Annotated in this window: 21 protein-coding genes; 11 read left to right on the forward strand and 10 right to left on the reverse strand. The window is 72.6% G+C overall.

The window, feature by feature from the left end; translation table 11 throughout:
* Positions 1 to 207: 207 nt before the first annotated feature.
* Both AB0C62_RS03390 and AB0C62_RS03395 read left to right on the forward strand, forming a co-directional pair.
* The gene (locus tag AB0C62_RS03390; RefSeq protein WP_362969388.1) at positions 208 to 615 is read left to right on the forward strand and encodes a CoA-binding protein; all 408 of its coding nucleotides are present in this window, start codon (positions 208 to 210) and stop codon (positions 613 to 615) included.
* Between the two features lie 91 nt (positions 616 to 706).
* Entirely contained in the window at positions 707 to 1,147 is a 441-nt protein-coding gene (locus AB0C62_RS03395; RefSeq protein ID WP_362969389.1) for a GNAT family N-acetyltransferase, read from the forward strand.
* Between the two features lie 66 nt (positions 1,148 to 1,213).
* Here the strand turns inward: AB0C62_RS03395 and AB0C62_RS03400 are convergent, their stop codons facing one another.
* Entirely contained in the window at positions 1,214 to 2,062 is an 849-nt protein-coding gene (locus tag AB0C62_RS03400; protein ID WP_362969390.1) for an alpha/beta hydrolase, read from the reverse strand.
* Between the two features lie 179 nt (positions 2,063 to 2,241).
* Between AB0C62_RS03400 and AB0C62_RS03405 the strand changes: the two genes are divergently transcribed.
* The 3 genes from AB0C62_RS03405 to ppk2 are packed head-to-tail and all read left to right on the forward strand — an operon-like array spanning position 2,242 to position 4,620.
* On the forward strand, positions 2,242 to 3,396 hold the full coding sequence (locus AB0C62_RS03405; protein ID WP_362969391.1) for an inorganic phosphate transporter: 1,155 nt from the start codon (positions 2,242 to 2,244) through the stop codon (positions 3,394 to 3,396).
* Positions 3,397 to 3,415: 19 nt separating this feature from the next.
* On the forward strand, positions 3,416 to 3,658 hold the full coding sequence (locus AB0C62_RS03410; RefSeq protein WP_362969392.1) for a hypothetical protein: 243 nt from the start codon (positions 3,416 to 3,418) through the stop codon (positions 3,656 to 3,658).
* A 56-nt stretch (positions 3,659 to 3,714) separates the two neighbouring features.
* Positions 3,715 to 4,620: a polyphosphate kinase 2 gene (ppk2, locus tag AB0C62_RS03415; RefSeq protein WP_362969393.1), complete on the forward strand. Its 906-nt coding sequence runs from the start codon at positions 3,715 to 3,717 to the stop codon at positions 4,618 to 4,620.
* A 21-nt stretch (positions 4,621 to 4,641) separates the two neighbouring features.
* On the opposite strand, the gene AB0C62_RS03420 is transcribed toward ppk2, so the two are convergent.
* Positions 4,642 to 4,989, reverse strand: a complete 348-nt coding sequence (locus tag AB0C62_RS03420; protein ID WP_362969394.1) for a metalloregulator ArsR/SmtB family transcription factor — start codon at positions 4,987 to 4,989, stop codon at positions 4,642 to 4,644.
* A gap of 325 nt (positions 4,990 to 5,314) precedes the next feature.
* Here AB0C62_RS03420 and AB0C62_RS03425 point away from each other — a divergent pair, with 325 nt between their 5' ends.
* Complete coding sequence (locus AB0C62_RS03425; RefSeq protein ID WP_362969469.1) at positions 5,315 to 6,295, forward strand: cation diffusion facilitator family transporter; 981 nt, start codon at positions 5,315 to 5,317, stop codon at positions 6,293 to 6,295.
* A 56-nt stretch (positions 6,296 to 6,351) separates the two neighbouring features.
* Here the strand turns inward: AB0C62_RS03425 and AB0C62_RS03430 are convergent, their stop codons facing one another.
* Entirely contained in the window at positions 6,352 to 6,909 is a 558-nt protein-coding gene (locus AB0C62_RS03430; RefSeq protein ID WP_362969395.1) for a YbaK/EbsC family protein, read from the reverse strand.
* Positions 6,910 to 6,986: 77 nt separating this feature from the next.
* Positions 6,987 to 7,559: an XRE family transcriptional regulator gene (locus tag AB0C62_RS03435; protein WP_362969396.1), complete on the reverse strand. Its 573-nt coding sequence runs from the start codon at positions 7,557 to 7,559 to the stop codon at positions 6,987 to 6,989.
* Between the two features lie 92 nt (positions 7,560 to 7,651).
* On the opposite strand from AB0C62_RS03435, the gene AB0C62_RS03440 reads away from it, so the two are divergent.
* Entirely contained in the window at positions 7,652 to 8,509 is an 858-nt protein-coding gene (locus tag AB0C62_RS03440) for a DMT family transporter (protein WP_362969397.1), read from the forward strand.
* A gap of 28 nt (positions 8,510 to 8,537) precedes the next feature.
* Here the strand turns inward: AB0C62_RS03440 and AB0C62_RS03445 are convergent, their stop codons facing one another.
* Positions 8,538 to 9,356 (reverse strand): acyltransferase, encoded by an 819-nt coding sequence (locus AB0C62_RS03445; protein WP_362969398.1) that lies wholly within the window; start codon positions 9,354 to 9,356, stop codon positions 8,538 to 8,540.
* Positions 9,357 to 9,509: 153 nt separating this feature from the next.
* Between AB0C62_RS03445 and AB0C62_RS03450 the strand changes: the two genes are divergently transcribed.
* Positions 9,510 to 10,040 (forward strand): gamma carbonic anhydrase family protein, encoded by a 531-nt coding sequence (locus tag AB0C62_RS03450; protein WP_362969399.1) that lies wholly within the window; start codon positions 9,510 to 9,512, stop codon positions 10,038 to 10,040.
* Between the two features lie 25 nt (positions 10,041 to 10,065).
* Here AB0C62_RS03450 and AB0C62_RS03455 read toward each other — a convergent pair whose 3' ends face one another.
* The 3 genes from AB0C62_RS03455 to AB0C62_RS03465 all read right to left on the reverse strand — a co-directional run bounded on the left by AB0C62_RS03455 (position 10,066) and on the right by AB0C62_RS03465 (position 14,377).
* Entirely contained in the window at positions 10,066 to 10,716 is a 651-nt protein-coding gene (locus tag AB0C62_RS03455; RefSeq protein WP_362969400.1) for a DedA family protein, read from the reverse strand.
* Positions 10,717 to 10,938: 222 nt separating this feature from the next.
* Positions 10,939 to 13,407 (reverse strand): beta-glucosidase, encoded by a 2,469-nt coding sequence (locus AB0C62_RS03460; RefSeq protein ID WP_362969401.1) that lies wholly within the window; start codon positions 13,405 to 13,407, stop codon positions 10,939 to 10,941.
* A gap of 262 nt (positions 13,408 to 13,669) precedes the next feature.
* Complete coding sequence (locus AB0C62_RS03465) at positions 13,670 to 14,377, reverse strand: TetR family transcriptional regulator (RefSeq protein WP_362969402.1); 708 nt, start codon at positions 14,375 to 14,377, stop codon at positions 13,670 to 13,672.
* A gap of 106 nt (positions 14,378 to 14,483) precedes the next feature.
* Between AB0C62_RS03465 and AB0C62_RS03470 the strand changes: the two genes are divergently transcribed.
* Positions 14,484 to 15,428, forward strand: coding sequence for an SDR family oxidoreductase (locus tag AB0C62_RS03470; protein WP_362969403.1), 945 nt, complete (start codon positions 14,484 to 14,486; stop codon positions 15,426 to 15,428).
* A gap of 77 nt (positions 15,429 to 15,505) precedes the next feature.
* Here the strand turns inward: AB0C62_RS03470 and AB0C62_RS03475 are convergent, their stop codons facing one another.
* Positions 15,506 to 15,943, reverse strand: a complete 438-nt coding sequence (locus AB0C62_RS03475) for a DUF4442 domain-containing protein (protein WP_362969470.1) — start codon at positions 15,941 to 15,943, stop codon at positions 15,506 to 15,508.
* A 217-nt stretch (positions 15,944 to 16,160) separates the two neighbouring features.
* Here AB0C62_RS03475 and AB0C62_RS03480 point away from each other — a divergent pair, with 217 nt between their 5' ends.
* Positions 16,161 to 17,225 carry a hypothetical protein gene (locus tag AB0C62_RS03480; protein WP_362969404.1) on the forward strand — a complete coding sequence of 355 codons (1,065 nt, stop codon included), beginning with the start codon at positions 16,161 to 16,163 and terminating at the stop codon, positions 17,223 to 17,225.
* Positions 17,226 to 17,312: 87 nt separating this feature from the next.
* On the forward strand, positions 17,313 to 18,674 hold the full coding sequence (locus AB0C62_RS03485) for an MFS transporter (RefSeq protein WP_362969405.1): 1,362 nt from the start codon (positions 17,313 to 17,315) through the stop codon (positions 18,672 to 18,674).
* Here AB0C62_RS03485 and AB0C62_RS03490 read toward each other — a convergent pair.
* Positions 18,636 to 19,481 carry a fused MFS/spermidine synthase gene (locus AB0C62_RS03490; protein ID WP_362969406.1) on the reverse strand — a complete coding sequence of 282 codons (846 nt, stop codon included), beginning with the start codon at positions 19,479 to 19,481 and terminating at the stop codon, positions 18,636 to 18,638. The genes AB0C62_RS03485 and AB0C62_RS03490 overlap by 39 nt on opposite strands.
* Between the last annotated feature and the right edge of the window lie 6 nt (positions 19,482 to 19,487).

The following is a 19,487-nucleotide window of genomic DNA, read 5'->3' on the forward strand; positions in this document are numbered from 1 at the left end:
TCCGGACAGACGCTCCCGGTCGCGAGGCCTTCCGGTGCCGGGCCGCACCACGTTCGGCAGCTTCTTGGACGTCCGGGCGACGACAGGGCGAACCGCTGGGAACCGGCGGGAATCACCGCGTGACGCGAGCCGTTGTCCCTGGTGAGCGGCCGGACGGCCGAGCACTCATGTCAGGGACCCACTCAGGGACCCACGAGGAGGCCGAGCGTGTACGGCGACCAGGCAACGATCCGCAAGATCCTCACCGAGCTGGGCGACACCTGGGCGATCGTCGGGCTCTCCTCGAACCAGCACCGCGCGGCCTACGGCGTCGCCGACGTCCTCCAGCGCTTCGGCAAGCGGATCGTCCCGGTGCACCCGAAGGCCGAGACGGTCCACGGGGAGAAGGGGTACGCCTCGCTGGCGGACATCCCCTTCGAGGTCGATGTCGTCGACGTCTTCGTCAACAGCGGGCTGGCCGGTCCGGTCGCGGACGAGGCCGTCACCATCGGGGCCAAGGGCGTGTGGTTCCAGCTCGACGTGATCGACGAGAGGGCCTACGAGCGGGCGCGCGCCGCCGGGCTCGACATGGTGATGGACCGCTGCCCCGCGATCGAGATCCCGCGTCTGGGCTGAACCGGCCGGCGCGACCGCCCCGGCGCCGTCCGGACGGCCTTGCCCGCGAACGCCGTTGACGCCGGACGGCCCGTGAGGGTTTCCTGCTCCGGTGCCCAGACTTCGTATCGAGAAGCCCGACGACGACGCCCGTCTCACGGACTGGCAGCACGTCCACAACGTGATCGTCCCTCCCGCGGCCCTGTCGCTCGACGAGGTGCGGGAGCGGGTCCGGCGCAACCGTCTGGAGGTCGCCTACCTCGGTGACGTCCTGGTGGGCTGCACGACCGTTCGTCCGCCGGCCGGGGACCGCGGGACGGCGACCGTCATCGCGCGCGTGCTGGCCGAGCACCGCGGACGGGGCTTCGGCGAGGAGCTGTACGCGCGCGGCCTGGAGGAGGCCCGGGCGCTGGACGCCGGGACGATCGAGACGGTCGTCCTGGCGGCCAACGAGGCAGGACTGCGCTTCGCCCGACACCACGGGTTCGTGGAGATCGATCGGTACGTCCTGCCGGGCGAGACGGCGCAATGGGTCGATCTACGCCTGGCCTAGGGCCGGTTCACTTCCTTCGGCCCTCCCACGGACCCGTCTCCGGGAGTTCCGGTGAGACCGTTCCACTCAATCCTGACTGCCGAGGAATCCCTCGACCGTGTCCGTGAAGAGCCGCGGATCGTCGAGCCAGGGGAAGTGCCCCGCCCCCGGCAGGACGGCCGACTCGGCGTGCGCGAAGAGGTCCGCGACGGTCGCGGCGACGCGCGGCAGCGGGCCGCTGTCCAGGGCACCCGAGACGAGCAGCACCCGCACGTTCCAGGCGGCGACCACCGACCGGGCGACAACGGGCCGGAAGGCTTCCGGCGTCGCGTAGCCGTCGGCGGCCTCCTCGTTGGTCTGGTCGACGTCGGTCGCCGCGTGCGCGCGTGCGGCCGCGTCCCAACGGCCGTAGAAGAACGGGGTGGCCGCGTCGAAGTCGGCATCGCTCGCGGTGCCGGCCCAGATCCGCGCGTACGCCTCGTGCGCGCCCTCGAACCACGGTTCCCCCGAGCGGAGCGCTGCCCCCTCCGTCCGATGCTCCGGCGTGAAGTCGACACCGAGCGTTCGCGCCCGGGCGGTGACGAGGGTGAGGCAGCGGACGCGCCCGGGGTACCGGACCGCGTACAGGAGGGCCAGGTCGCCGCCCGCCGAGTGGGCGAGCAGGTCGACCCGGTCGAGTCCGAGGCGCGTCCGGAACGCCTCCACGTCGTCGACCTGGCGGTCGCAGCGGTATGTCGCCGGGTCGGCCGGGCGGTCCGAGGCGCCGGTCCCCCGCAGGTCGAGGAGGCACAGCCGGCGGTGGCGTGTCAGCCCTCCGAGGTCACCGAGGTAGGCGGAGGCGCGCATCGGCCCGCCGGGCAGACAGAGCAGCGGCGCGCCCTCGCCCCTGCTGTGGTGGGCGAGTCGGGTTCCGTCGGGTGCGGCGAAGGTCGGCATGACCGTCATCCTGATCAGCACATCCGTCGGCGGGCAAGCGGTTTGACGGCCCGTCAGCGACGTCCGCACGGGTGGACGCCGTCCGAAACGTCGTGAACGCACGTCCATCTCGACTCGGCCATGCGTGCGCTTTGCCTCCGGTTCTCCCTGCGTACGCCTCCGATTGCTTTCATCGAGGGATGGACCACATCACGTTCCTCGTGGCGGTCGTCATCGTCACGGCTCTGGCCTTCGATTTCACCAACGGATTCCATGACACGGCGAACGCGATGGCCACATCCATCGCCACGGGTGCGCTCAAGCCCAGAACTGCCGTCCTCATCAGTGGTGTTCTGAACGTGGGCGGCGCGTTCCTGTCCACCGAGGTCGCCAAGACGATCTCCGGCGGGATCGTCGACGACACCCTCGTGACCCCCGGCATGATCTTCGCGGGACTGGTCGGGGCGATCCTGTGGAACCTGCTGACGTGGCTGCTCGGGCTTCCGTCCAGTTCCTCCCACGCCCTGTTCGGCGGGCTCATCGGCGCGGTGTGGGTGGGGGCGGGCGCGAAAGGCGTCCACTTCGACAAGGTGCTCGAGAAGATCCTGATCCCGGCGGTGGCCTCGCCGGTCGTCGCGGGTGTCGCCGCCCTGCTGGCCACGTACCTCGCGTACCGGATCACCGCCCGGGCCCGCGAGAAGTCGGTGACCAAGGGCTTCCGGCTCGGCCAGATCGCCTCCGCCTCGCTGGTGTCGCTGGCCCACGGGACGAACGACGCGCAGAAGACGATGGGGGTCATCACGCTGACCCTGATCTCGGCGGGTGCGCTCGGCCACGACGCGGGCCCGCCGGTCTGGGTCATCGCGTCGGCGGGTCTGGCGATCGGGCTCGGCACCTACATCGGCGGCTGGCGGATCATCCGGACCATGGGCAAGGGCCTCACGGACATCCAGTCCCCGCAGGGATTCGCGGCCGAGGCCGCCTCCACGACCGTGATCCTCACCTCCGCCCACCTCGGTTTCGCGCTCTCCACCACCCAGGTCTGCTCGGGCGGCATCCTCGGCGCCGGGCTGGGCAGGCGGCTGGCCGAGGTGCGCTGGGGCACGGCGGGGCGGATGGCGGTCGCCTGGCTGGTGACCCTGCCGGCCGCCGCGTTCGTCGGCGGTGTGTCGGCGAGCGTGGTGAAGCACGGCGGGACCTTCGGCACCGTGGTGATCGCGCTCGTCGCGGCGGCAGTCGCCGCGTTCATCGTGGCCGCCTCGCGCCGCAACCCGGTGCACGCCTCGAACGTCAACGACCACCACGAGGTCTCCGTCCGCACGGCGTCGCCGGCCGGCGTCGGCTCGGCCGCCTGAGTCAGGGAGAGTTCCGGACATGCATCTCGACTGGACCGCACTCGGCGAGGTCGCCGCGGTGAGCACGGGAGTCACCGTGGCCGTGGTCGTCGTCTTCGCCCTCGGCGTGCTCGGGCTCGCCCGGGTCGAGGCCGCTCGCGAAGGCGACACCGGCACCTCCGGCGGCGGCGCCCTGGGGATCGCCCAGGCAGGGCTCTGCTTCCTGGCCTGCGCGGCCGTGGTGGCGTACGGGATCTATCTGATCGTGCCGCAGTTCCACTGACCTGCGGGAAGAACCGGGTCGACGGGGTACGCGCACCACGAGAGAGGGAGGGCCGGATGACGGAACTGCTGGCAGGCATGCGGGTCGACTACACCGACCACGACGACCCGGTACTGATCCGGCCGGACGGCAGCACGGTCGACACCTGGCGGGAGAACTACCCGTACGAACAGCGCATGGAGCGCAAGGAGTACGACTGGCACAAGCGGCTCCAGCAGATAGAACTGCTGAAGCTGCAGAGCTGGATCAAGGAGACGGGACGGCGGCTCGTCATCGTCTTCGAGGGGCGTGACGCGGCCGGCAAGGGCGGCACGATCAAGCGCTTCACCGAGCATCTCAACCCGCGCGGCGCGCGGGTGGTCGCCCTGGAGAAGCCCACCGAGCGGGAACGAGGTCAGTGGTACTTCCAGCGGTACGTCGAGCATCTGCCGACGGCGGGCGAGATCGTGATGTTCGACCGGTCCTGGTACAACCGGGCCGGCGTGGAGCGGGTGATGGGCTTCTGCGGCGACGACGAGTACCGGCGCTTCATGCGGCAGACGCCCGCGTTCGAGCGGATGCTCGTCGACGACGGCGTGGATCTGATCAAGTTCTGGTTCTCGGTCTCCCAGGGCGAGCAGCGCACCCGGTTCACGATCCGTCAGGTCGATCCGGTGCGGCAGTGGAAGCTCAGTCCCATGGACCTGGCCTCGCTGGACCGCTGGGACGACTACACCGCCGCCAAGGTCGCCATGTTCCGCGAGACGGACACCGAGCAGGCGCCCTGGACGGTGGTGAAGAGCAACGACAAGAAGCGGGCCCGCGTCGAGGCGATGCGCAGTGTGCTGGCACGGTTCGCCTACGCCGACAAGGACGAGGAGGTCGTCGGCCTGCCCGACCCGAGCATCGTGGGCGCGGCGGCGAACCTGATGGAGGAGGGCGAGGACGACACGGCGCCCCCGGGTGGTCCCGCGGCGTCCTGAGTTCCGGGCCGACGCGCGGATTCAGTCGTGCGCGGGACGGTCGGACAGCCGGTGGTCGGCCAGGCTCAGCGCCTCGTCGACCACCCGGCGCAGATGGCCGTCGCCGAGCGAGTAGATCACCCTGCGGCCGTCCTTGCGGGTGTTCACCAGCCCGGCGAGACGGAGCCGGGCCAGGTGCTGACTGACCGCGGGGCGGGCGGCCCCGCAGCCCTCGGTCAGCGTGGTGACGTCCGCCTCGCCGTCGGCCAGCGCGTGCAGCAGCGCCAGGCGCGTGCGGTCGCCGAGCAGGGCCAGGAGTTCGGCCGCGAGCTCGAACTGTTCCTCGCCGGGGCTGCGCGGGTGCGCATCGTGCGCAGGTGATAGGTGCATGCGTGCGCTCATACGCACATAATGGCGTCGTGGGCGCCGTGCGTCCACTCCCGCGCACCGGAAGGGGACGCCCGTGCACGACCGGCACCGTCACGAGGACGGCCACCACGACGATCACGGCGCCGGCCACCGCCACCACGCGCACGGGGACGACCACCACGGCCATCACCGTCGCACCGCGGGCGATCCCGACCGCACCGAGCACCGGCAGCCGCATCCGCGTCCACATCCGCACGGCGATCAGGACCGGACCGAGCACGCTCACCCGCACGGCGATCACGACCACGTAGGCCACCGTCACCCGGCCGGCGACCGGTCCCCCGGCCTGATCCGCCGGCTGCGCCATCGGCTCGCCCCGCACTCCCACGACACGGCCGACCGTGTCGACGCCGCGCTGGAGTCGTCGGCCCGCGGCATGCGCGCGCTGTGGGTGTCGCTGGCCGTGCTCGGCACAACGGCGTTGGCTCAGGCGGTCGTCGTGGTGCTGACGGGGTCGGTCGCCCTGCTCGGCGACACCGTGCACAACGCGGCCGACGCGCTGACGGCCGTACCGCTCGGGATCGCGTTCGTGCTGGGCCGTCGTGCGGCGACCCGGCGTTTCACCTACGGCTACGGACGGGCCGAGGACCTCGCGGGCATCGTGATCGTGCTGACGATCGCCGCGTCCGCGGGCTTCGCGGCCTGGGCAGCCGTCGGCCGCCTGCTCGATCCGCACCCCGTGCGACACCTTCCGGTGGTGGCGGCCGCCGCGCTCATCGGCTTCGCCGGGAACGAGTGGGTCGCCCGGCACCGGATCCGGGTCGGCCGCGAGATCGGCTCGGCGGCGCTGGTGGCGGACGGACTCCACGCCCGTACCGACGCGTTCACCTCGCTGGCGGTGCTGGCGGGTGCGGGCGGCTCGGCCCTGGGCTGGCAACTCGCCGACCCGTTGGTGGGGTTGGCGATCACGGTGGCCATCCTGGTGGTGCTGCGGGACGCGGCCCGTGAGGTGTTCCGGCGCGTGATGGACGCCGTGGAACCGGAGTTGGTGGACCGCGCCGAACGCGCACTGCGGGACGTGGCGGGTGTGCGCGACGTGGGCGAGCTGCGGCTGCGCTGGATCGGGCACCGGCTGCGCGCGGAGGTGGCGGTGGTGGTGGACGGCGAGGCGACCGTGCGCCGGGCCCACGCCATCGCCGTCGAGGCCGAGCACGCCCTGCTGCACGCGGTCCCGAAGCTGACCGCCGCCCTCGTCCACGCCGACCCGGCGCCGCTGCCCGGCGAGGCGGACCCGCACGGGCGGCTGGCACATCACGTCACCGCCTGAACGAGCCCCGGCGGGGCACGGAGGCCGATGACGGCCTCCGTTCCCCGGCGGAGGGGTCAGACGAGGCCCAGACCCTCCAGCACCACCGCGTTCGGCAGCTCCGCGAACGCGGCTCCCGGTACGAGGAGTTTGCCGCGCCGGCGCCCACTGCCCACGAGGACGTACGGCAGCGCGACGACGGCCGCGTCCACCAACACCGGCCATTCGGCGGGTAGTCCGATGGGGGTGATGCCGCCGTACTCCATGCCGGTCTCACCGGTCGCCGTGTCCGTCGGGGCGAACGAGGCCTTGCGCGCTCCGAGTTGGCGGCGCACGACGCCGTTGACGTCGACGCGGGTGGCGGACAGGACGACGCAGGCGGCGAGGGTCGTCTCACCGCCGCGCTTGCCGGCGACGACCACACAGTTGGCGGACCGGTCGAGCAGCTCCTTGCCGTAGTGCTCGACGAAGGTGGCGGTGTCGGCCCATTCGGGGTTCGTGTCGACGTGGACGATCTGCTCGGCGGGGGTGGCTCCGCGCCAGCCGCGTACGGCGTCGGCGACGGGGCGGGTGAGTTCGTCCAGGCAGTCGGGGGCGGGGACGGCGTGGTCGAAGTGTCCGATCGGTGCGCGCATGACGGCACGCTAACAGCCGTACGGACCGGCCTCGCGGGAGTGTCCGCCCGGCGAACGGGGACCGGGCGCCCGGCGGCTCAGTGGACCAGCGGGACCGACACGGCCATCACCATGTCGACCGGGACCTCGCCCTTGTTGGCGTACGTGTGAGGGGTGTTGGCCTCGAAGGACGCGCTCGCGCCCTCGGGGACGCGGTGTTCGACACCGTCCACGGTCAGTGTCATCTCGCCCGCGAGGACGTGCACGAGTTCGACGGTGCCGGCGGGGTGCGGGTCGGAGGGGCTGCCGTCGCCCGGCATGAGCCGCCAGTCCCACATCTCCAGCGGGCCGGGGGCCTCGGTCCCGGCCAGCAGCCGGTTGTAGCTGCCGGCGTCGGTGTGCCACAGGCGTACGGCCTGTTCGACCGGGACGATCCGGACGCGGGGCCCCTGTTCGTAGTCGAGCAGGGTGGTGATGCTGACCCCGAGCGCGTCGCCGATCTTGACGACGGTGCCGAGGCTGGGGTTGGTTCTGGCCTGCTCGATCTGGATGAGCATGCCGCGACTGACTCCGGCGCGGGCGGCGAGCGCTTCCAGGGTGAAGCCGCGCTCGGCGCGCCAGCGTCTGACGTTGCGCCCCAGGGACTGAGTCAGCAGGTCGAGATCCGACACATTCCGTCCAATATTTTGAATGACAGAGTTCAACCAGGTGAACTATCGTGTGGTGCACCTGATCGTCCACCGAACTGTACTGCGAGGCCCCCGTGACAGCACTCTTCGCCCTGGCCACCAGCCTCCTGTGGGGTCTGGCGGACTTCGGGGGAGGCCTGCTGACCCGCCGCACGCCCGCCCTCACGGTGGTGGTGGTCTCCCAGTCGATCGCGGCGGTGGTACTCGGCGCGATCGTGCTGGTCACCGGTGCCTGGAGCGCGGCGGGACCGCAGCTGTGGTTCGCCTTCGCGGCTGGCCTGGTCGGTCCGGTCGCCCTGCTCTCCTTCTACAAGGCGCTCGCGCTCGGCCCGATGGGTGTGGTCTCCCCGCTGGGCTCGCTGGCCGTCGCCGTCCCGATCGGCGTGGGCCTCTTCCTCGGCGAGCGTCCCGGACTGCTGCAGGTCGCGGGCATCGCCGTCGCCGTGTCGGGGGTCGTGCTCGCGGGCGGGCCACAGCTGCGCGGGGCGCCCGTGCAGCGGCGGGCGATCCTCCTCACGCTGATCGCGGCCGCCGGGTTCGGCACGGTGTTCGCGCTCATCGCGGAGGCGTCCTCGTCGGTCACCGGACTGTTCCTGGCCCTGTTCGTGCAGCGCGTGACGAACGTCGTGACCGGCGGCGCGGCCCTGGCCGTCTCCGTGCGACGCGGGGCGTCGGCCCTTCCCGAGGGCGGCTTCCCCTGGGCGTCCGTGCCCGCGCTCGCCTTCGTGGGCCTCGCCGACGTCGCGGCCAACGGCACGTACTCGGTGGCCGCCCAGCACGGCCCGGTCACCGTGGCCGCCGTCCTCGCCTCGCTCTACCCGGTGGTCACGGCTCTGGCCGCGCGCGGCCTCCTGCGTGAGCGGCTGCGTGCCGTGCAGGCCGCCGGAGCGGGACTCGCCCTGGTCGGCACGGTTCTGCTGGCGACGGGCTGATCCGCGGGCCGGGTGTGGACCGCGCGGGTCAGGACTCGGCGCGGACGTCCCCGGTCTGCACGGGTACGTCACCGGAGGCGTCCGCCGTGTCGGGGTCCAGCGCGGCGAGGCGCGCGGCCGTCTCCTCGTCGAGCCCCGAGAGCGCCGACAACTGGTCCGGGGTCACCCCGTCGGGGATCGGCACCGGCGGCGGCGTCCGCAGCGGCGGCTGCCATCCGGCCACGGGGTCCCAGCTCCGGACGACGCGCGCGGGCGCCCCGGCGACCACGGAATGGTCGGGCACCGTGCCCCGTACGACCGCGCCGGCCGCCACCACGACGTTCCGGCCGATCAGCGCACCGGGCAGGATCACCGCCCCGGTCCCGATCCAGCAGCCAGGGCCGATCTCCACGGGCTCCATCCGGGGCCACTGCCGGCCGATGGGCTGGTGCGGATCGTCGTACGAGTGGTTCGTGGACGTGACGTACACGTAGGGCCCGAAGTAGCAGTCGCTGCCGATCGTGACGGTCGTGTCCGCGATGACGTGGCTGCCGCGGCCGAGCACGACACCGTCCCCGACGCGCAGGATCGGCTCGGGGCCGAGGTCGAGGTCGGGCATCAGACCCGCGGTCAGCGTGACCTGTTCGGCGACGATGCAGTGCGAGCCGAGATGGATCCAGGGTTCCCCGAAGACCGTGCCGAGCGGGAAGGCCAGCCGGGTGCTCGGCCCGATGGCGCCGAAGCGGAACCGCCCCGGGTGTTCGGCCGTGACGGCACCCGTGCGCTGCGCCCAGGCCCAGCCCGCGTGGACGGCGCGCTGCGCGAGACGTCGCCGCCATGATGAGAACGTGTTCTTGCTCCTGGGCACCCGCTCACGGTACTCAGCGCGGGGTACGCGGACGCCGTCGCACCGCTGTGATCTTCGCCCCACCGGGGGCGGAGGCGATGGCATACGGTGCCGGTGCGGCCGGTGCCACCGGCCGTGCGACGACAACCGACGAGACGACGAGACGGTGACACGGTGACGACTCAGCAGGCGCTGATCAAGGGAATCGGCGGCAAGGACCCGCAGGTCGACGAGGAGGCGTTCGTGTCGCCCACCTCGGTGGTCATCGGGGACGTCACGCTGCACGCGGGCGCGAGCGCCTGGTACGGCGCGGTGCTGCGGGCCGACTGCGGGCCGATCGTCATCGGCGCGGACAGCAACGTGCAGGACAACTGCAGCCTCCACGTGGACCCCGGTTTCCCCATCACCGTCGGGGAGCGGGTCTCCATCGGCCACAACGCCGTGCTCCACGGCGCGACCGTCGAGGACGACTGTCTGATCGGCATGGGCGCCACGGTGCTCAACGGGGCCGTGATCGGGGCCGGTTCGCTGGTCGCCGCGCAGGCGCTGGTGCCGCAGGGCATGCAGGTCCCGCCGGGCTCACTGGTCGCGGGGGTGCCCGCCAAGGTCAGGCGTCAGCTCACCGACGAGGAGCGCGAGGGCATCACCCTGAACGGCACGCTGTACGTGGAACTGGCCAAGGCGCACCGCGGGATCCACGCGTAGGCGGTCCCACCCGGGAGGCGGGCTGCTAGTCGGCGGCGGGGACGGGCTCCGGCTCCGCCGCCTCGTGCTCCGCCGACGCCTTGTTCGCCCTGCGGCGGACGATCAGCATCGAGCCGAGACCGATGAGCACCGCCAGGACCAGACCCAGCCACGAGAAGCGCTTCAGCCAGGCTTCCGCGACGACACCGACGTAGTAGATGACGGCGGTGGTGCCGCCCGCCCAGACGATGCCGCCGAGGACGTTGGCGATCAGGAACTTCCAGTACGGCATGTGCAGGACACCCGCGAGCGGGCCCGCGAAGATCCGCAGCAGGGCGATGAAGCGGCCGAAGAACACGGCCCACATGCCCCACTTCTGGAACGACCGCTCGGCGGTGGCCACATGGCCCTCGCTGAAGTGCCGGGGGAACTTCGCGCCGAGCCAGGCGAGCAGGGGGCGCCCGCCCTTGCGGCCGATCGCGTACCCGATGGAGTCGCCGACGATCGCGCCGAGGGTGGCGCAGGCTCCGAGGATGACGGGGTTGATGCCGGCGTGCTGCGAGGAGAGCAGGGCCGCCGAGACGAGGACGATCTCTCCGGGCAACGGGATGCCCAGGCTCTCCACGCCGATGACCAGGGCCACGAGCGCGTAGATACTGACCGCGGGCACCGTCTCGAGCCACTCCTGGACGTGCAACGCCGGTTCCTCCCGTTGAGCTGTGCCTGACTCGGGCGGCTGCGTCTCGCTCGGTCACCCGGCGCGCGCTTCCCCCGGAGCGCACGCCCGGAAGCCTACCTGGTCGCTCCGGACCGGGGTCCGGTCGTGCGGACCCGACAGCCGCCCCGGCCCGCCGGCGCGGGGCAGGGGCGGCGCGGGCGACCGGACGGCGGGACGGGCCCGCGGCGCACCGGCTCCGGGTCAGGCACGCACCTCCGCGGTGGTCCTGAGCCGCAGGTCGCGCGAGGACGCCCCGACCCAGACGGTCCGGTGCCCGGTTCCGAGCACCCAGCCGTGCTTCTTCGGGTCCCAGGAGGAGAGGGTGCGTGCCGCGACCCGCACGGTGACCCGTCGCCGCTCCCCCGCGCGCAGCGCGAGCCGCCGGTAGCCGCCCAACGCCCGCACCGCCTGGTCGAGTTCGAGCCGGGGTGAGGGCCCGACGTAGACCTGCGCCACCTCGATGCCGTCGCGCCGCCCGGTGTTGCGCACCGTGAACTCGACCCGCAGCCCGCGCCGGTCCTGCCGGACACGGACGTCGTCGTAGGCGAAGGACGTGTACGAGAGTCCGTGGCCGAACGGGAAGAGCGGGCGCACGCCCTCGGCGTCGTACCAGCGGTATCCGGCGTGGATGCCCTCGGAGTACTCCTCGGTGCCGTCGACGCCCGGGTAGCGGCGCGGGTCGCCGGCCACGGGGTGGTGGTCGTCGTCGACGGCGAAGGACTGGGTGAGCCGGCCCCCGGGATCGCGGTCGCCGAACAGGACGGCGGTGGTGGCGGCGGCGCCCTCCTGGCCCGGGTAGTACATCTGGAGCACGGCCGCGGTGCGGCGCAGCCACGGCATGGACGTGGAGGACGAGGTGTTGAGGACGACGGTGGTGCGCGGGTTCGCCGCCGACACCGCCTCGATGAGGTGTTCCTGGTGCCCGGGGAGGGCGATGGTCGTGCGGTCCAGGCCCTCGGTGGCGTCCTCGTAGGCGAACAGGACGACACTGTGGGCGGCCCGCGCAGCGCGGACGGCTTCGGCGACGTCCTGGGCGCGGGTGGCGCCGGTGACGCGCCGCAGCCGGAAGACCTGCCCGGCGGTTCCCCCGTCGGCGGTGATCTTCAGCGTGTGTGCACCCGCGGCAAGGTTCAGGGTCGCGCGCCGGACCGCCAGGCCGTCGGGTGCTGCGGAGACCAGGCCGCCGGAGAAGTACTCCCCGTAACCGGGTGCCACGGGGAAGAGGTCCTGGCCGTCGAGAAGGACCTTGGGGCGTTCGCCCGAGTAGTGGATGACCAGCGTCCACTCGTCGGCCTCGGCGACGGTGAGGGTTCCGTCGTACGACCACGCCTGTCCCGCGGGGACGTTCTGCCCCTCGGTGGTGAGCGCCGGGCTCAGCGCGCTCGCGGGGACGGCCTTGCCGAACAGGTCCTCGCCCAGCGCGTAGGAGACGCGGGCGCCGCGTCCGGCGCGGGCCCTGATGGCGTCGAGCGGACTGTCGGCGTGGTCGGGCACCACGTGCGCGCTGCCGCCGCCGCTGACGAAGGGCAGCATGCCGGTGGGCCCGACGACGGCGATGTCGCGTGCCGCGGCGCCGGTGAAGGGCAGCGCGTGGTGCTCGTTGCGGAGCAGGGTGGCTCCGGCCGTGGCGACCTCCAGGGCCACGGCCGCGCCCGCTTTCGCGTCGCGGGCCGGGCGGGCCGGAGCGCTCCCGTCGAGCAGGCCGAAGCGGTCCATCACCCCGAGGATCCGGCGCACGGCGCGGTCCACGTACGCCTCGGCCACGCCGCCGCTCCGGACCGCGGACTTCAGGGCCGCGCCGAAGTAGGTGCCGTCGGGCATCTCCATGTCGAGGCCCGCGGTGATCGCGGCGGCGGTGCTGTGGGCGGCGAACCAGTCGGTCATCACCCAGCCGTCGAAGCCCCACCGCTCGCGCAGGATGCCGGTCAGGAGCGGCCGGTTCTCGCAGGCGTAGGTGCCGTCGACCTTGTTGTAGGCGCCCATGACCGCGCCGGTGCCGGCGTCGACGGCGGCCTCGAAGCCGCGGAGTTCGACCTCGTGCAGGGTCTGCTCGTCCACGACGACGTCGACGGACTGGCGGTCCTTCTCCTGGTTGTTCAGCGCGAAGTGCTTGACGGTGGCGATGAGTCCCTCGCCCTGGATGCCCCGGATCTCGGCGGCGACCAGGTCCGCGGCGAGCAGCGGGTCCTCGCTGAAGGTCTCGAAGTTGCGGCCCGCGTACGGGGCCCGGATGAGGTTGACCATCGGGGAGAGCAGGACGTCCTGGCCGAGGGCGCGCCCTTCGCGTCCGATGACCTGGCCGTAGCGGCGGGCCAGTGCCGGGTCGAAGGCGGAGGCCAGCAGGACGGGGGCGGGCAGGGCCGTCGCGTGCCGGGTGACACGGACGCCCGCCGGACCGTCGGCGAGACGCAGGGAGGGGATGCCGAGGCGGGGGACGCCGGGGACGAAGCCGGCCTGGCCGAGCGACTCGGGGTCGGTCGCGCCGTGCAGGAGGGAGATCTTCTCGTCGAGCGTGAGTCTGCGGATCAGGCCCTCGACGCGCGGGCCCGCGCCCGGTCCGGGTTCCGCGTGGGCGCCGGGGACGAAGCCGGGAGCGGTGGTGGCCGCGGCGACCGCCACGGCGCCGCCGACCAGTCGCAGGGCCGATCGCCGGGAAAAGGTGTGGGACATGAGCCGTCACTCCTTCGGTGCGCGGGCACGTCGTCGTGGTCCGCGTGTACGGGTGCCGGCGGCCGTCGCGTTCGGTCCTTGAACGCGGTTGCCCAGAAGCCGACTTGACCGGCCGTCAGACACCGTGGGTACGGCGCGAAAACTATGACCCGAGGTGACTCGTGTCAATGAAGTGAACAGAAACAGCGGGCAGTCGGACAAGAACCGAAGGAGTGCGGTCCGCCGGACCGCGCCCTGCCCGGGCGGGACAGGGGCGGGCCGGTCAGGCTCCGGGCGCGGAGTCGGCGTCGTCGCGTGCCGCACGGGCGAGCAGGCCCGCGACGACGACCGCGAGCATCTCGCGCAGGACCTCGGTGAAGTCGAGCCGCAGGGCGGCCAGTCGGGGGTCGGCCTCGTAGGCGGCGAGCATCGCGGCGGAGGGCTGCGAGTGCGTCCAGGCCGCTCCGGCGACCATGATGGTGGCGGCGGCGAACCGTCCGGCGTCACGGTCGCCCAGTTCGGGCACGCGCGCGTGCACCAGCCGGGCGAGCAGACCGACGTTGGCGATCGCGGTGTGCTTGTACTCGGCGGCGACGACGGGCGAGACGTTGCGTTCGAGGACGGCTGCCTGCGCGCTGATCAGATCGCACAGAACGGGGCGCGCCGCGAGGGACGCCGCGAGCACACCGGCCACCCGGTCGCCGCGCTCGGCCAGGGAGGCGTCCCCGTCGACGGCCTCACCGAACTCCCCCTCCAGTCCCGCCAGCCACTCGCGCTCGGCGGCGTCGAGGAGTTCGAGCAGCACGGCCTCGCGGGACTCGAAGTAGCGCAGCACGTTCGACTTCGCGAGCCCGACGCGACGACTCAGCTCGTTGAGGCTCAGCCGGGCGACCGGCATCTCGGCCAGCATCGCGGCGGCGGTGTCGAGGATGGCCTGCTTGCGCACGGCGCGCTGTTCCTCGCTGCGGGCGCGCTGGAAGGGCGTACTCATGGCCCCAGGCTACAGACCCCCGGTCTGTTGTTATCAGACCATCGGTCTGCTACGTTCGAAGGACAGAAAAGACCGCTGGTCTTTTGAACCTGCCGAGGGAGTTCTCATGTACACCGTGCCGGACCTGACCGGGAAGCTCGTCGTGGTCACGGGGGCCAACAGCGGCACCGGCAAGGAGGCCACCCGACGGCTCGCCGCCGCAGGGGCACACGTGATCATGGCCGTGCGCACGGTCGCCAAGGGCGAGCAGGCCCGCGCCGAGATCCTCGCCCGCCATCCGCGGGCCCGGCTCGACGTGCGCCGCGTCGACCTCGCCGACCTCGCGACGGTCGAGGAGTTCACGGACGGGATCCTGGCCGACGGCACCCCGCTCGACCTGCTGGTCAACAACGCGGGCGTGATGGCGCCACCGACCCGGATGACCACGGCGGACGGGTTCGAGCTCCAGATGGGCAGCAACTTCCTGGGCCCGTTCGCGCTCACCGTGCGGCTGCTGCCCGCCCTGCTCGACGCGGGCGCCCCGCGCGTCGCCACGATGAGCAGCGGCACGGCCAACTACGGCCGGATCGACTTCTCGGACCTCCAGTGGGAGCGCCGCCGCTACAGCGCCAACCGGTCCTACGCCCAGTCGAAACTGGCCGACCTCATCCTGACCCGGCAGCTCGCGGCCGTCGCCGCCGAGCGCGGCTGGAACCTGCTGAGCACCGGCGCCCACCCCGGCTACACCGTCACCAACCTCCAGACGGCGGGCGCGAGTCTCGGTCGGGACAAGCCGAAGCGGTCCCTGCTCAACGCGCTGGACTTCCTGCCCAAGCAGCAGGTCGAGGAGGGCACCGAGCCGCTCCTGCACGCGGCCACCAGCCCCGACGCGGTGGCCGGCGGCTACTACGGTCCGGGCGGCCGGTTCGGCCTCGTCGGCCCGACGGTCGCGGCCCGCGTCACCCGCCGGGCGCTCGACCCCGGGACCAACGCCCGCCTGTGGACCGAGGCCGAACGGCTCACCGGGGTCGCCCTGCCGGCCGTCACGGTCGGATCCGGCCCCACGGCCTGAACAGCAGGGCCCGGGAACGACCGCGGGCCCCGATCGGGTCGTACTCCCCGATCAGGGCCCGGTGCGAAAAGTGCGGCTCAGCCGTTGGGACGGAGTGTCCACACGACGGTCATCTCGCCGGTCACGGCGCCGTCGGCGCGCTGGATGGCGATGGCGACCGGGAACTCGGGGCGCCGGCCCGCGTCGAGTTCGGCCACGACCTCGGCGGCGGGCCGGCCGAGCGTCGCGGTGGCGGTGACGGGGCCCATCGCGAGCTTCTTGTACGCGATCTCTGCGCTCACGGCGAGCGGCACGGCGCGCGAGAGCTGGTCACCGAAGGCGGCCAGGACGATCGCCCCGCTGGCCGACTCCCCCAGCGTGAACATGGCGCCCGCGTGCGGTCCGCCGACGTGGTTGTGGAAGTCGCCCTGGTCCGGGAGCGCCACGACGGCCTTCTCCGGAGAGGTCTCGACGAACTCGAGGTTCAGGGTCCGGGCCATCGGCACGGTCGCGGCGAGCATCTCGCCGATCGTCATCTGGTCTGCGCTCATGGCTCGATGTTACCCATGGGTAGCAAACATTGACCAGCCCGCCGCCCGCCACCGGCTCCGGCCGGCACACCGGGCGCGCGCGACCCGGAGACCTCGCCGCCGGTCGCAAGCCGGGACCAAAGGGGGCAAGTACCGTGGCGACCCGGCCCTTTCGGGGACCGCCATGGCACTCGGGTCTCCGACCCCTCTATCGTTACCGGCCATGTGGCCAGGACAGCAGCCGCCCGGGGGCGAGCAGAACCCGCAGGACCAGAACCCGTACCAGCAGCCGGGGTACCAGCAGCCGAATCCCTACCAGCAGCCCGGCTACCAGCAGCCGGGCCAGCAGCCGGGGTATCAGCAGCCCGGCCCGCCGTACGGACCGCCGCAGGGCCAGCCGCAGTGGGGCGCTCCGACCGAGCCGCTCGGCGGACCCCGGCCGGCCGGCGGCAGCGGGGGCGGAGGCGGAGGCAACAAGACCAAGATCACCGCGATCGTCGCGGCCTCCGCCGTGGTGATCGCCGCCGGAGTCACCGCGTTCCTCGTCCTGGGCGGCGGCGACAAGGACGACGACGCGGGCGGTGACGCGTCCAAGTCGCCCAAGGCGTCCGCCTCGACGTCACCGAGCGCGAGCGTCAGCGGAAGCGACGACGATCCGCGCGGCGGCGACGAGGAGAAGGCGACGGTCGCCGGCTGGAAGGTCGTGGTGAACCCGAAGTGGGGCACCGCCTTCGACGTTCCGGCGGACTGGAACGTCGAGACGCCCGGCACCTTCATCGGCTTCGAGGACGACAAGAAGGGCGACGGCTCCGTGCTCATCGGCATGTCCGCGCCCGCGTTCCTCAAGGAGAAGTGGTGCACGTCCGACGACGACAAGGACGGTCACGACAGTGACACGTCCCTGGCCGCCGCGGGCACCAAGGGCCAGAGCGGCGCCAAGAACACCGCCGACGTGGCGCGCAACGACTCCGCGTGGTGGGTCTTCGGCGGATACACCGACCAGAAGGACGCCTCGAAGAAGCTGCTGAAGATCGGCAAGCCCGAGACGTACACCACGGCGTCGGGCATCAAGGGCAGCGTCGCGACGACCTACTCCACGGGTGTCCCCGAGAAGGGGAAGTGCGACACGAAGGGCAAAGCGACCACGTTCGCCTTCAAGAACTCGGCGGGCGACTTCGTCTCGTGGACGTTCTACGGAGCGAAGGACGTCAAGGAAGAGGTCCCCGACGCGACCGTCCGGAAGATCCTCAGCACGGTCCGGCTGCACGGCACCCCGACCGACTCCTGAGGGCCGGGGTAAGTCCTGGCGGGGCGTTCGCTCGATGCGGATGCAATCGGTTTGGCAAGTCGAGCGGCGGGCGGCGATAGTCTCGGGGTGACCTCAGCCGCCGCCCTCCCCCGCCGCACCCGACGCCCTTCCTGGGCGGGACGGAACTACACCCTGCTGACCGCCGCCGCGGTCGTCACCAACCTGGGCAGCCAGGGCGCGCTCATCGCGGCGGCGTTCGCGGTGCTCGCCACCGGCGGCGACGGCGGCGACGTCGGTCTGGTCGCGGCGGCGCGGACGTTGCCGCTGGTCCTGTTCCTGCTCATCGGCGGCGCGGTCGCGGACCGGCTGCCGCGGCATTGGGTGATGGTCGCCGCCAACGTCCTCAACTGCGTCTCGCAGGGCGCCTTCGCGCTCCTGGTCCTCGGCGGTCACCCACAGCTGTGGCAGATGATGCTGCTGTCCGCGCTCGGCGGCACCGGACAGGCTTTCTTCGGCCCCGCCGCCGAGGGCATGCTGATGTCCTCCGTCGACGGCGAGCAGGCCGGCCGCGCGTTCGCGGTGTTCCGGATGGCGATGCAGGGCGCGGGCCTCGGCGGAGCGGCCCTCGGCGGAGCGCTGGTGGCCGTGATCGGGCCGGGCTGGGTGCTCGCCGTGGACGCGGTGGCGTTCGCCGTCGCCGGCGCGCTGCGTTCGTTCCTTGACGTCGGCCACATACCGCCGCGCGAACCCGGCGGCGGTCTGCTCGCCGATCTCCGTGAGGGCTGGCGCGAGTTCGTCGGCCGCCCCTGGCTGTGGACGATCGTCGCGCAGTTCTCCGTGGTCGTCGCGGTCGTCGGTGCCGCGGACGCGGTCTACGGTCCGCTGGTCGCCCGGGACAGCCTCGGCGGGCCGGGGCCCTGGGGGCTGGCCCTCGGCGCGTTCGGCGCCGGAACCGTCGGCGGCGCCCTCCTGATGACCCGCTGGAAGCCCCGGCGGCTGCTGCTCGCCGGCACCCTGTGCGTCTTCCCGCTCGCGGCGCCCGCCGCCGCGCTCGCGGTACCCGTCCCGGTGGGCACGCTGTACGCGGTGATGTTCGTCAGCGGTCTGGCGATAGAGGTGTTCGGTGTCTCGTGGATGACCGCGCTGCACCAGGAGATCCCGGAGGAGAAGCTCTCCCGGGTGTCGGCGTACGACTGGTTCGGCTCGGTCGCGATGGTCCCGCTCGCCACCGCGCTCGCGGGCCCCGCCGAGCAGGCCTTCGGCCGCACGTCCGCGCTGTGGGGCTGCTCCGTGCTGGTCGTGGTGGTCACGGCGGCGGTGCTGTGCGTGCCGGACGTACGTCACCTGACGCGGCGCACCCGGCAGGTGGCGCAGCGGACGCCGGTGTCCCCTGCCGACGGTGTCCCGCTGCTCGGCGCCGAAGGCGCCCAGGTGTCCGGCGGGACGCTCTCAGCCGATGCCGAAGGATCCGCCGGGCGGCTCGGGTGACGGGACCGCGTCCTCGTCCCCGACGGGCGCGGCTCCGGCGACGAAGCGCCTGAGCGCGGCGCCGTGTTCGACACGCGCGGGGAAGGCGTCGGCGGCGGTGCGCCGGGCCAGGGCCGCCGTGTCGAGGGGCCGGTGGGAGGCCACGAGCACGGCGTTCCCGAAGCGACGGCCGCGCAGCACCCCGGGTTCGGCGATGAGGGCGAGTTCGTCGAACACCGTCGAGAACGTGGCGAGTTGGGACCGGAGGAAGGCGAAGGGCGCCGCGTCCGCGAGGTTGGCGAGGTAGACGCCGTCCGGGCGCAGGGCCCGTTCGGCGGCGCGCGCGTAGGTGGTGGACGTCAGATGGGCCGGGATGCGCGAGCCGCCGAAGACGTCGGCGATCAGGATGTCCACGGAGTCGGGGGCCGCGGCTTCCAGCCACTTCCGGGCGTCCGCCCCGTGCAGCGTGACGCCCGTGCCGGACGGCAGCGGCAGGTGCTCTCCGATCAGCGCGAGCAGGCCCAGGTCGGCCTCCACCACGTCCTGCCGTGAACCGGGCCGGGTGGCCGCGACGTACCGGGGCAGGGTGAGCGCCCCGCCCCCGAGGTGCAGGACGTCCAGTGCCCGTCCCGGCTCCGCCACCGTGTCCAGTACGTGCCCGAGGCGACGCGTGTACTCGAACTCCAGGTGCGTCGGCTCGTCCAGGTCCACGTACGACTGGGGTGCGCCGTCCACGGTCAGCAGCCACGCCCGCTCGCGGTCCACGTCGGGCATCAGCTTCGCGGTCCCGTGATCCACGGCCCGCGTCACGGGTATCGGCTCGTCCACGGCTCC

The organism is Streptomyces sp. NPDC048643, from assembly GCF_040650615.1.
Lineage (GTDB): Bacteria > Actinomycetota > Actinomycetes > Streptomycetales > Streptomycetaceae > Streptomyces.